At 57.1% G+C, this 12879-nt stretch carries 6 protein-coding genes, 2 tRNA genes and 3 rRNA genes; 8 read left to right on the top strand and 3 right to left on the bottom strand.

Features of this window, described 5'->3' with window-relative positions; all coding sequences use genetic code 11:
• Positions 1 to 139: 139 nt before the first annotated feature.
• The 5 genes from PQR27_RS28245 to rrf all read left to right on the top strand — a co-directional run bounded on the left by PQR27_RS28245 (position 140) and on the right by rrf (position 5505).
• Positions 140 to 1670 (top strand): 16S ribosomal RNA (locus PQR27_RS28245).
• Positions 1671 to 1747: 77 nt separating this feature from the next.
• A tRNA-Ile gene (locus tag PQR27_RS28240) sits at positions 1748 to 1824 on the top strand.
• A gap of 70 nt (positions 1825 to 1894) precedes the next feature.
• Positions 1895 to 1970 (top strand) — tRNA-Ala (locus PQR27_RS28235).
• A gap of 323 nt (positions 1971 to 2293) precedes the next feature.
• A 23S ribosomal RNA gene (locus tag PQR27_RS28230) occupies positions 2294 to 5172 on the top strand.
• 220 nt (positions 5173 to 5392) lie between these two features.
• Positions 5393 to 5505 (top strand): 5S ribosomal RNA (gene rrf / locus PQR27_RS28225).
• Together the 16S, 23S and 5S rRNA genes with 2 tRNA genes alongside form the textbook arrangement of a ribosomal RNA operon.
• Before the next feature lie 223 nt (positions 5506 to 5728).
• On the opposite strand, the gene PQR27_RS28220 is transcribed toward rrf, so the two are convergent.
• Entirely contained in the window at positions 5729 to 6736 is a 1008-nt protein-coding gene (locus PQR27_RS28220) for a LysR family transcriptional regulator (RefSeq protein WP_408526885.1), read from the bottom strand.
• A 199-nt stretch (positions 6737 to 6935) separates the two neighbouring features.
• Between PQR27_RS28220 and PQR27_RS28215 the strand changes: the two genes are divergently transcribed.
• The 3 genes from PQR27_RS28215 (at position 6936) to scpC (ending at position 11191) form a co-directional block, all read left to right on the top strand.
• Positions 6936 to 9101, top strand: a complete 2166-nt coding sequence (locus PQR27_RS28215; RefSeq protein WP_408526884.1) for an FUSC family protein — start codon at positions 6936 to 6938, stop codon at positions 9099 to 9101.
• 168 nt (positions 9102 to 9269) lie between these two features.
• Entirely contained in the window at positions 9270 to 9485 is a 216-nt protein-coding gene (locus PQR27_RS28210) for a hypothetical protein (protein ID WP_408526883.1), read from the top strand.
• Positions 9486 to 9676: 191 nt separating this feature from the next.
• On the top strand, positions 9677 to 11191 hold the full coding sequence (gene scpC, locus PQR27_RS28205; RefSeq protein WP_408528325.1) for a succinyl-CoA:acetate CoA-transferase ScpC: 1515 nt from the start codon (positions 9677 to 9679) through the stop codon (positions 11189 to 11191).
• Between the two features lie 45 nt (positions 11192 to 11236).
• On the opposite strand, the gene PQR27_RS28200 is transcribed toward scpC, so the two are convergent.
• Positions 11237 to 11491, bottom strand: coding sequence for a GlsB/YeaQ/YmgE family stress response membrane protein (locus tag PQR27_RS28200; protein ID WP_408526882.1), 255 nt, complete (start codon positions 11489 to 11491; stop codon positions 11237 to 11239).
• A gap of 163 nt (positions 11492 to 11654) precedes the next feature.
• Complete coding sequence (locus tag PQR27_RS28195) at positions 11655 to 12362, bottom strand: MgtC/SapB family protein (RefSeq protein ID WP_408526881.1); 708 nt, start codon at positions 12360 to 12362, stop codon at positions 11655 to 11657.
• Positions 12363 to 12879 lie beyond the last annotated feature (517 nt).

Raw genomic sequence — 12879 nt, 5'->3', positions numbered from 1 at the left:
GATTCTGCCGACAAGCGAAAGTATCAAGTCTCACACTAGTATTAAAGGAAGGTTTTCCCATCTTCGGATGGGATGATCATTCGTCAGTACGTTGAGTGAGCGACCGGTTTCGAAAGAGACCGAAAACAGTAACAGGTTTGAACTGAAGAGTTTGATCCTGGCTCAGATTGAACGCTGGCGGCATGCCTTACACATGCAAGTCGAACGGCAGCACGGGAGCAATCCTGGTGGCGAGTGGCGAACGGGTGAGTAATACATCGGAACGTGTCCTGTAGTGGGGGATAGCCCGGCGAAAGCCGGATTAATACCGCATACGCTCTACGGAGGAAAGGGGGGGATCTTAGGACCTCCCGCTACAGGGGCGGCCGATGGCAGATTAGCTAGTTGGTGGGGTAAAGGCCTACCAAGGCGACGATCTGTAGCTGGTCTGAGAGGACGACCAGCCACACTGGGACTGAGACACGGCCCAGACTCCTACGGGAGGCAGCAGTGGGGAATTTTGGACAATGGGGGAAACCCTGATCCAGCAATGCCGCGTGTGTGAAGAAGGCCTTCGGGTTGTAAAGCACTTTTGTCCGGAAAGAAAACCTCTGGGTTAATACCCTGGGGGGATGACGGTACCGGAAGAATAAGCACCGGCTAACTACGTGCCAGCAGCCGCGGTAATACGTAGGGTGCAAGCGTTAATCGGAATTACTGGGCGTAAAGCGTGCGCAGGCGGTCCGCTAAGACAGATGTGAAATCCCCGGGCTTAACCTGGGAACTGCATTTGTGACTGGCGGGCTAGAGTATGGCAGAGGGGGGTAGAATTCCACGTGTAGCAGTGAAATGCGTAGAGATGTGGAGGAATACCGATGGCGAAGGCAGCCCCCTGGGCCAATACTGACGCTCATGCACGAAAGCGTGGGGAGCAAACAGGATTAGATACCCTGGTAGTCCACGCCCTAAACGATGTCAACTAGTTGTCGGGTCTTCATTGACTTGGTAACGTAGCTAACGCGTGAAGTTGACCGCCTGGGGAGTACGGTCGCAAGATTAAAACTCAAAGGAATTGACGGGGACCCGCACAAGCGGTGGATGATGTGGATTAATTCGATGCAACGCGAAAAACCTTACCTACCCTTGACATGTATGGAACCCTGCTGAGAGGTGGGGGTGCCCGAAAGGGAGCCATAACACAGGTGCTGCATGGCTGTCGTCAGCTCGTGTCGTGAGATGTTGGGTTAAGTCCCGCAACGAGCGCAACCCTTGTCCCTAGTTGCTACGCAAGAGCACTCTAGGGAGACTGCCGGTGACAAACCGGAGGAAGGTGGGGATGACGTCAAGTCCTCATGGCCCTTATGGGTAGGGCTTCACACGTCATACAATGGTCGGAACAGAGGGTCGCCAACCCGCGAGGGGGAGCCAATCCCAGAAAACCGATCGTAGTCCGGATCGCACTCTGCAACTCGAGTGCGTGAAGCTGGAATCGCTAGTAATCGCGGATCAGCATGCCGCGGTGAATACGTTCCCGGGTCTTGTACACACCGCCCGTCACACCATGGGAGTGGGTTTTACCAGAAGTGGCTAGTCTAACCGCAAGGAGGACGGTCACCACGGTAGGATTCATGACTGGGGTGAAGTCGTAACAAGGTAGCCGTATCGGAAGGTGCGGCTGGATCACCTCCTTTCTCGAGCTAACGTGTCAAACGTTGAGCGCTCACGCTTATCGGCTGTGAAATTAAGACAGATACGCAGACAGACTCAGGGGTCTGTAGCTCAGTTGGTTAGAGCACCGTCTTGATAAGGCGGGGGTCGATGGTTCGAATCCATCCAGACCCACCACTGTTTCTGCGGTGGCTGCAGCTAACCGGTGAAGACTCCGGGACTATCAGATTGCGTTATCTGCATGACTGGGGGATTAGCTCAGCTGGGAGAGCACCTGCTTTGCAAGCAGGGGGTCGTCGGTTCGATCCCGTCATCCTCCACCAATCTTCAATGCGCAGGGTTCTGTGTTTAAAGGCACAGAGCGTTTCGCATTGGCGATTGAGCCAGTCAGAGTGATACGCGGTTATAGCAACTGCGATATCGGCTGTCGTTCTTTAACAATCAGGAAGAAGTAGTAAAGAGATTCACGAAAGCATACTTAGAGATGGGTGTGCGAGTAGGTGAATCAGGGTTGTGATTGTATCAATGTATGAAAAGGTGATCGAAAGATTGCTTTGGAATACGGCGCAACACGAATACTCAACCTGTAACGATGTGAGGAGCGCTGCATCCCCAGTGGATGCGGCATGAGACACACCCGTTATAGGGTCAAGCGAACAAGTGCATGTGGTGGATGCCTTGGCGATCACAGGCGATGAAGGACGCGGTAGCCTGCGAAAAGCGGTGGGGAGCTGGCAAACGAGCTTTGATCCACCGATATCCGAATGGGGAAACCCACTCCTTATGGAGTATCCATGACTGAATACATAGGTCATGCGAAGCGAACGCGGTGAACTGAAACATCTAAGTAACCGCAGGAAAAGAAATCAACCGAGATTCCCAGAGTAGTGGCGAGCGAAATGGGACCAGCCTGTACTCTTTATCTTCATTGTTAGTCGAACGCTCTGGAAAGTGCGGCCATAGCAGGTGATAGCCCTGTAGACGAAAACAGCGAGGAAGAACTGGGTGTACGAGAAGTAGGGCGGGACACGTGAAATCCTGTCTGAAGATGGGGGGACCATCCTCCAAGGCTAAATACTCGTGATCGACCGATAGTGAACCAGTACCGTGAGGGAAAGGCGAAAAGAACCCCGGGAGGGGAGTGAAATAGATCCTGAAACCGCATGCATACAAACAGTCGGAGCCTCGCAAGGGGTGACGGCGTACCTTTTGTATAATGGGTCAGCGACTTACATTCAGTGGCAAGCTTAACCGATTAGGGCAGGCGTAGCGAAAGCGAGTCCGAACAGGGCGTTCAGTCGCTGGGTGTAGACCCGAAACCAGGTGATCTATCCATGGCCAGGATGAAGGTGCGGTAACACGTACTGGAGGTCCGAACCCACTAACGTTGAAAAGTTAGGGGATGAGCTGTGGATAGGGGTGAAAGGCTAAACAAACCTGGAAATAGCTGGTTCTCTCCGAAAACTATTTAGGTAGTGCCTCGTGTATCACCTTCGGGGGTAGAGCACTGTCATGGTTGTGGGGTCCATTGCGGATTACTACGCCATAGCAAACTCCGAATACCGAAGAGTGCAATCACGGGAGACAGACATCGGGTGCTAACGTCCGGTGTCAAGAGGGAAACAACCCAGACCGCCAGCTAAGGTCCCCAAATATTGCTAAGTGGGAAACGAAGTGGGAAGGCTAAAACAGTCAGGAGGTTGGCTTAGAAGCAGCCATCCTTTAAAGAAAGCGTAATAGCTCACTGATCGAGTCGTCCTGCGCGGAAGATGTAACGGGGCTAAGCAATATACCGAAGCTGCGGATGCACATTTATGTGCATGGTAGGAGAGCGTTCCGTAAGCCTGCGAAGGTGCATTGAAAAGTGCGCTGGAGGTATCGGAAGTGCGAATGCTGACATGAGTAGCGATAAAGGGGGTGAAAGGCCCCCTCGCCGTAAGCCCAAGGTTTCCTACGCAACGTTCATCGGCGTAGGGTGAGTCGGCCCCTAAGGCGAGGCAGAAATGCGTAGCTGATGGGAAGCAGGTTAATATTCCTGCACCATTGTTAAATGCGATGGGGGGACGGATCGCGGAAGGTTGTCCGGGTGTTGGAAGTCCCGGTCGCTGCGTTGGAGAAGGCACTCAGGCAAATCCGGGTGCGCAATTCAAGGGCGTGGCGCCATTCACTTCGGTGAAGAAGCAACTGGAAGTGGTTCCAAGAAAAGCCTCTAAGCTTCAGTTTAACAAGACCGTACCGCAAACCGACACAGGTGGGCGAGATGAGTATTCTAAGGCGCTTGAGAGAACTCGGGAGAAGGAACTCGGCAAATTGGTACCGTAACTTCGGGATAAGGTACGCCCCTGTAGCTTGACTGGCCTGCGCCAGAAGGGTGAAGGGGTTGCAATAAACTGGTGGCTGCGACTGTTTAATAAAAACACAGCACTCTGCAAACACGAAAGTGGACGTATAGGGTGTGACGCCTGCCCGGTGCCGGAAGATTAAATGATGGGGTGCAAGCTCTTGATTGAAGTCCCGGTAAACGGCGGCCGTAACTATAACGGTCCTAAGGTAGCGAAATTCCTTGTCGGGTAAGTTCCGACCTGCACGAATGGCGTAACGATGGCCACACTGTCTCCTCCCGAGACTCAGCGAAGTTGAAGTGTTTGTGATGATGCAATCTCCCCGCGGCTAGACGGAAAGACCCCATGAACCTTTACTGTAGCTTTGCATTGGACTTTGAACCGATCTGTGTAGGATAGGTGGGAGGCTATGAAGCGTGAACGCCAGTTTGCGTGGAGCCGTCCTTGAAATACCACCCTGGTTTGTTTGAGGTTCTAACCTTGGCCCGTGATCCGGGTCGGGGACAGTGCATGGTAGGCAGTTTGACTGGGGCGGTCTCCTCCCAAAGTGTAACGGAGGAGTACGAAGGTACGCTAGGTACGGTCGGAAATCGTGCTGATAGTGCAATGGCATAAGCGTGCTTAACTGCGAGACCGACAAGTCGAGCAGGTGCGAAAGCAGGTCATAGTGATCCGGTGGTTCTGTATGGAAGGGCCATCGCTCAACGGATAAAAGGTACTCTGGGGATAACAGGCTGATACCGCCCAAGAGTTCATATCGACGGCGGTGTTTGGCACCTCGATGTCGGCTCATCTCATCCTGGGGCTGTAGCCGGTCCCAAGGGTATGGCTGTTCGCCATTTAAAGAGGTACGTGAGCTGGGTTTAAAACGTCGTGAGACAGTTTGGTCCCTATCTGCCGTGGGCGCTGGATATTTGAAGGGGGCTGCTCCTAGTACGAGAGGACCGGAGTGGACGAACCTCTGGTGTACCGGTTGTCACGCCAGTGGCATCGCCGGGTAGCTATGTTCGGAAGAGATAACCGCTGAAAGCATCTAAGCGGGAAACTCGCCTTAAGATGAGATATCCCCGGGGCTTCGAGCCCCTTGAAGGGTCGTTCAAGACCAGGACGTTGATAGGTCAGGTGTGGAAGCGCAGTAATGCGTTAAGCTAACTGATACTAATTGCCCGTAAGGCTTGATCCTATAACAGGTGTGTTTCGTGTCCGGTTAGCGCTAGTGCTTCAGCACTTACGCGGACCCCACCCCCGAAGGGGGGGCGGACACCACACACGGTTGAGTGATCGTTGTTGTGCCAGAAACAACACAACCCGCACGTATTGAACGTGTTGCGAGAGGCATCCTCTCAGCTACTTCTTCCCGATTGGTTGTGCCGCCCTCAAGGGCGACACGACAACAAGTCATGCCTGATGACCATAGCGTGTCGGTACCACCCCTTCCCATCCCGAACAGGACCGTGAAACGACTCCACGCCGATGATAGTGCGGATTCCCGTGTGAAAGTAGGTAATCGTCAGGCTCCCTAGCAGCAACAGAAACCCCACCCAGCAAGGTGGGGTTTCTGCGTTTACGGCACGTGAAAACAGGCGAACGTATGCATTCACTTTCATCGGATGCCATGCTTCTCCAGTTCTGCACAACCTTCGTCCGAAGGGCGCCGAGCTTCCGCGAGCATCGAGGCACATTCACGATAACAACGCCGCCGAACACGCGAGCGGTCGGCGGCTCGTCTTTTTTCTACGTCAATGTCCCGCGGCGTGGCCTTCGCCACCGTCAGCCTCAGGCGCACGAGCGGGTACCGTGTCATCCTCGGCGAATGTCTGGCCAACTTCAGCAAGCAATGCCTTATCGCGTGCGATTACCTTCGGCAGATGCGTGCGCAGGAATTCAACCCAAGTCCTTGTCTTTGCATCGATAAACTTACGTGACGGGTAAAGCGCGTAAACGTTCATCTTCTGCAGGGTATATTCAGGCAACACGCGCACTAACGTCCCGTCACGCAATCCGTCGATCGCTGCGTAAAGCGGCACCATGCCAATTCCCATTCCTTCACGAATCCCGACCAGCAGCGATTCGGCGATGTTGACCTGCACCGGTCCATTCACTTCCATCATTTCACTGCCGTTCGGGCCGTCGAGTACCCAGTCATGCGGCGGAAAAGCCGGCGTGTGCAGGATCAGACACTCGTGATGCGCCAGGTCGCCCGGCTGTTGCGGCGCACCATGCGCCCGCACATACGCAGGCGAGGCGCACAGGATGCTGAAAGTCGTGCCAAGGGGGAGCGACACGAGATCAGAGTTGGGCAAAGTCGAGGCGCCGATCACAGCGACGTCGCTGCTTCCTTCAAACAGATCGGGCATGCGTTGCGACAACGTGAGTTCGACGGTGACCTCCGGATAAAGCGCGCGATAGCGCGAGATAGCTGGCAGCACATAGTGCTGGCCGATGCTGGCGAAGCTATGCATGCGCAACGCGCCGCTAGGGCGTTCATGCGCGCAACTCGCTTCTTCTTCCGCGGTGTCGACGTCGGCAAGGATCTGCTGACTTCGCTTCAGGTAGCGTTCGCCAGCCGTGGTGAGCGCGAGTCGCCGTGTCGAACGGTTCAGGAGTCGCGTGCGCAGATGCGCTTCGAGTTCAGAGACCGCGCGCGACATCGCGCCGGTCGTCGAATTGAGTGACTGCGCGGCGGCGGTAAAACTACCGGCTTCGACTACGCGCACGAACACTCGCATATTTTGTAACGTATCCATCGATCCTTCTTTTTCACGGCAGAAGCCGTATTGTCCGCCTGTCTCGATAGTTCATTGTTGTTCGTTCTGGAACGGACGTTCCGCGGCCGTCCTATTAATGCGCGCCACACACGCTCCTACAATCGGTACCTTGTCTGCCAGTGTTTGCGGTGTTCACCGGCGCTTCTTTCAGTGATAAACCGGGGTACATTGCTTTCCGATGAGACGCCAGGATGCGATCAAATCGACGGCAGATTGCCGCCGCCAGTGGGGCGCCATGTTGCGGGCGCTCAGCCCTGAGATTCGTGATTGGGCGAACAGCGACGGTCTGATCTGGCTTCATCTGCTTAAGACCGTCACCGCAGGTTTGCTGGCACTGGGTATTGCGATGCTGCTGGATCTGCCACAGCCGCGCATTGCGATGACGACGGTGTTCGTGCTGATGCAGCCGTTCAGCGGCATGGTGCTCGCCAAGAGTTTCTACCGGATTCTCGGAACCGCGGTGGGCACGGTCGCTACGCTGGTGCTCGGGGCGCTGTTCGTCCAGCAGCCTGAGTTGTACATGCTCGGCATGATTGGCTGGGTGAGCGCCTGTATCGCGGCAGCAGTCCGGTATCGGCATTTCAGATGGTACGGCTTTGTGCTGGCGGGCTACACCGCCGCGTTGATCGGCATTCCGAATGTCACGGCGCCTCATGACCTGTTTCTGGCTGCGCTCACGCGCGCGGCGGAAGTGTCAGTCGGCATTGTGTGCTCGAGTGCAGTGAGCGCGCTGATCGTGCCACAACGCTCCAGTCTTGCGCTGCGCCGCGCCCTGCAGGTTCGCTACACAAATTTTACTGCGTTCGCCGCCGACGTGCTCGGTCATGGGCTCAATCGCGCTCAATTCGAACGGCGTTTTGCGGACCTCGTCGACGAAATTGTCGGTTTCGAAGCGACGCGCACGTTCGCCGCGTTCGAAGATCCGGCGATGCGCTCACGCAACCATCATCTGGGTCGCTTAAACGCCGAGTTCATGGACGCGTGCGCGCGTCTGCACGCATTACGCCAGTTGCTCAAGCGTCTGCGGGCAAACGGACCGCAACGGATGGCCGACGCCCTCGCGCCGTACTTTCACGAACTGTCCGCGTTGCTTGCCTCAAGCCACGACGCATCTGCCGATGCTTCGCGCGTGGCAGCCCGTCTGCGTGTCTTTCAGGCCGCGCTACCACGCCGCGTGCGCGAAACAAGGCGGCCGCTGGAAATCTCGCCCGCCGAATCGCTGGCGGATTTCGATACCGCCGCGGAATTGCTATATCGGTTCGTCGACGAGTGGATCGGTTACTCGGAGACTTACGCGTCGCTGGCATTACGTAAGCCGGTCGCTCGGCAGCGCAATGCAAGTCACTACGTGAGCAAGACGAATGGTTTTGTCGTCGCATTCACCTTTCTCAGGTCAGCGGTGGTGATGTCGATCGCCGCCTGGTTCTGGATCGCCACCGACTGGCCGAGCGGCGGTCTTGCGTTCATCGGCGCGACACTCGTTTGCGCGTTGACGTCCACAGCGCCGAATGCGTCGAAAATGGCCGTGCAGATGGCGGTTGGCGCGGTACTGGCGACCATGACCGGCTACCTGTTCACCTGCTATGTGTATCCCAACATCGACGGCTTTCCGCTGCTTTGCACGACACTCGCTCCGGTGCTCGCGCTCGGTGCGTTCATCGCGACACGCAAGCACGCGGCCGGGTACGGCATTGGCTTTTCGGTGTTCTTCTGTCTGCTCGCCGGACCGGACAATGTCGTCACGTATGCCCCGGATCTGCTGATCAACAACGGCATCGCGGTGACAGCGTCGCTGCTATTGGCGGCGATCGTGTTCGTGGTGGTTTTTCCGGCCAATATGCCGTGGCTCATCGAGCGGATCGAGGGTAATCTGCGCGCAGAGGTCGTGTCCGCCTGCAAAGACACGTTACCAGGACTGGGTCAGCGTTTTCAGTCACGCACCCACGACCTGACATCGCAGTTGCGAATGTTGCTGATAGGGCGCTCGCGGCGCCGTCGCGATGCTCTGCGCTGGATGCTCGTCACGCTGGAAGTAGGGCATGCAGTGATCGATCTGCGCAACGAGGTTGCGCACGCCAGCTACGCCCAGGCACTTCATCCACGCTGGAGCAGCAGCCTTGAACGAACCGGCGATGACCTTGCACGGCTCTTCCAGCATCCCGACGCGCGCGGTCTCGAGCGTGCGCTCGCCGCCGTGCGTTCGGCCACGTGGACCGCGCAGGACGTGCTGGAGACCGTTCATACCGATCGCGACAGGCGTCACGATCTCCAGCGCATTCTTGGCTGCCTGCATTTCATCCGCACGGCCTTGCTCGACCAGGACGCCCCATTCAACGCGCGCTGACGCATAGGGTCAAGGCGCCGTTCGTTCCCATCTTTCTGCGAGATGGAAGGATCACTTCCGGATAGCCCCGTTTATCTGCGCAGACGGCGGTCATATAGTTTCATCACTGCCCCGCAGTGCCTCAAAGGGAGTTCCTCCGAGGCGTAACCGGAAGTACTGGAGAACGAAATGAAAGTGTTGAAGATGGTCCTGATTGCCTGCTCTTTGTCCGCCGCAGTCGCTCATGCACAAACGGCACCCGCTGCCCCGGAACAACAGGTTGCACAAGCGAATGCACAGCGCGCCGACAGCGTCGCCGCAAAACGCCACATTGCAGTGCCGAAGGCCAAAGCTGACGAGTGCGTCGGCCCCATGAGCTTCTGCAATATCTATTTCGGCAGCTAAGCAGCGCCACGCGTCACACCAGCAGTACCCGCAGAACCTGTCGCGAACGTGCTGTACGCGACGAAACACCAGCGGCGACGCCGTCCCTTTGAGATAGCGCGGCCGGTGCGGCAATCTGGCTACTGAGCGAAGCACACTGCGGACGTGCGCACCGGTAGACTGGACTGGTGACTATGGAGAGACTCAATTTCATGTACCAAGACCGGATTCGTTGTGCCGCGCTGCGCGGCAAAATCACTTCTGCTGCCGAGGCCGCGCTTCTGATTCATGACGGCATGTGCGTTGGGGCTAGTGGCTTCACGCGTGCCGGCGACGCAAAAGCGGTTCCTGTGGCGCTTGCCGAACGGGCACGCCAGGAAGGCAAGCCGCTGCGCATTACGCTGATGACCGGTGCATCGCTCGGTCACGACGTGGACCGCATGCTCACGGAGGCACACGTGCTGGCGCGCCGTTTGCCGTTCCAGGTGGACAAGACCCTGCGCGACGCGATCAATCGCGGCGAAGTGATGTTCGTCGATCAGCACCTGTCCGAAACGGTGGAAATGCTGCGCGCGAACCAGCTCGGCAAACTCGATGTCGCGATTATCGAAGCGACCGCGATCACCGAAACCGGTGGCATTGTGCCGACCACCTCGGTAGGCAACTCGGCCAGCTTCGCGATCCTTGCCGACAAGGTCATTGTCGAAATCAATCTGGCCCAGCCGCTGGCGCTCGAAGGCTTGCATGACATCTGGATTCCTGGTCGCCGGCCGAATCGCGAGCCGCTGCCGATCATCCATCCGCAAGACCGTGTCGGAACACCGGCCATCGAGATTCCGATCGAGAAAATCGCGGCGATTGTTATCACCGATATGGCGGACAGCGCGTCGACGGTGCTGCCCGCGGATGTCGAGACCGAACTGATCGCCGGCCATCTGATCGAATTTTTTCAGCACGAAGTCTCGTGCGGGCGCATGTCGAAGAGTCTGCCGCCGCTGCAGGCTGGCATCGGCACGATCGCCAATGCGGTACTTGCTGGCTTCGTCAATTCGCCGTTCGAAGCTTTCGAAATTTATTCAGAAGTGCTGCAGGATTCGACCTTCGATCTGATGGATGCCGGCAAGGTGACATTCGCCTCGGGCGCGTCGATTACGTTGTCGGCTGCGCGTCAGGCGCAGGTGTTCGGTGAACTCGAGCGCTACCGCGATCGCCTCGTGTTGCGTCCGCAGGAAGTCAGCAACCATCCGGAGGTGATTCGCCGGCTGGGTCTGATCGCGTTGAACACCGCACTGGAATTCGATATCTACGGTAACGTGAATTCAACGCATGTGGGCGGCACACACATGATGAACGGCATTGGCGGTTCGGGCGATTTTGCGCGCAATGCGTCGTGCGCGATCTTCGCAACCAAGTCGATGGCCAAGGGTGGCCGCATTTCCAGCGTTGTGCCAATGGTGCCGCATTGCGATCACAACGAACACGACGTGGACGTGGTCGTGACGGAACAGGGCCTCGCCGATCTGCGCGGCCTCGCGCCACGCGAACGCGCGACGCTGATCATCGAGAATTGTGCACATCCGCTCTATCGCGATCTGCTTCGCGACTACTATCGGGATGCCTTGCAATGGGGTGGGCAAACGCCGCATCGACTGGACCAGGCTTTCGCATGGCATGCGCGGCTGCGTGATACCGGCTCGATGTTGCCGGCAGTGGAAGCGCCTCTTTGAGTCAGGGCGGCGTCAGGCGGCATTCGCTCCTGACGCCGAATTACATCAGGTTCCTCTGCGGACAAGCCGGATCAGGAACAAGAGAATGACCGCGCCGATTGCCGCAGTAATGATCGAGCCGATCCAGCCTCCGCCGAGCGAAATATGCAGCACGCCGGCAAGCCAGCCACCGATGAACGCGCCGACGATCCCGACAATGATGTCTACGATCAGGCCGAAGCCGCCGCCTTTGACAAGCACGCCAGCCAGCCAGCCGGCGATCGCGCCGATGATGAGCCATGCAATGATGCCGTGTTCCATAATCGAGACTCCATGGTTGAGTGTGAAAAATTCACGGTGACAGAGCTTAGTCGAAGGCTATGGGACAGTCCATATTCAGGGCGCAGAATTAACATTGTCTGAATCTATTGCAAGCTAAGTGTAGACGATGCACGCGAATATGGGGAACTTACACTGACGTGGGTTACTCCGGCGTCGGCTCCGCTTCCCTGGCAGTCCAGCTCACGCTGGACACGCTCTTTTCCATGCTGAGGCGACTCGCCATCTGTTCGAGCTTCGGCTGATCTTTCGGGTGGAGCTTCAGGGTCGCCGTCACGCGAATGCGTCCCACATCGTCTTCGACGTCTTCGCTTGTCAGGCTCTGAAAGGACAGCGGTGTGGAATACATCGAATTGGAAACCGCGGTGCGAATGTGAATCTCATCGGCCTCCCGGCAGACTATCGTCAGCACATACTCGCGTACCAGGTCTGCGTTTGAAACCGGCGTCGCATTGATCATCCGGCTCACTTCGCGCAGCACCGTATTGGTCAGCAGGACGACCACGGTACCGGCAAGGGCCGGGCCGTAGTGGCCCGCGCCGCACAATACGCCGACAGCCGCAGAACACCACAAGGTCGCGGCGGTATTGATTCCCTGAATGGAACCTTTGTCGCGCATGATCACGCCGCCGCCGAGAAAGCCGACGCCTGATACGACATATGCGGCGATCTGCGTGATGCCGGCCGTGCCGTTGCCGGTCAACACGCCAAGCGTCACGAACAGGCACGCGCCGCTGGCGACCAGGGTGATCGTGCGCAGGCCGGCATTGCGCTGCCGCATCTGCCGTTCGAGGCCGATCGCGACGCCGCAGGCGAAAGCGGCAAGGAGCCGCGAGACGAATTCTAGTGTCATCGATAAGAAAGATTGATGCGCGTGTTCGCACAGTGTGAACGCTACGCGTGACAGCAGCGCGTATCCCGACGTGGAACGCAGATACGGTCAGGCGAGACAATTCGCTCGGGCCCGGGCTCGCGGCGCGAATGTCATGGAGTATCCGCAAGGCATCGAGCCACGCGGTCCTTTATGGGTAGTGCTAGGGTATGAGCGACGTGCACCGTCGGGCCCGAAGGCAAGACGGCGACAGGCAAATGGCTGGCGCGGAAATCTTGCCGATCAGGCGATCAGGCGAATCGAAGCTCGACTGGTACTAGTGCTACTGTCCAAGATCGTGATTCCGGTTGAATAAACTGGGCGAATTTTAGGCAGCTCTGTAAAGGTAAGTCAAGCTGCGAAGAAGTCTGGCGACAAGCGGGTTTTCTCAAACACGAGGAAATTTCCGCAGTGAACTCGGATTTATCTCCATATAAATACGGACTCCGAATATTGACGGAGTCCATCCCGGAAAACACACTGTCTGGACACTTCGGGA

The organism is Paraburkholderia fungorum (assembly GCF_046027215.1).
GTDB classification, from domain to species: domain Bacteria; phylum Pseudomonadota; class Gammaproteobacteria; order Burkholderiales; family Burkholderiaceae; genus Paraburkholderia; species Paraburkholderia fungorum_D.
This window is presented reverse-complemented; position numbering and strand designations above follow the sequence as displayed.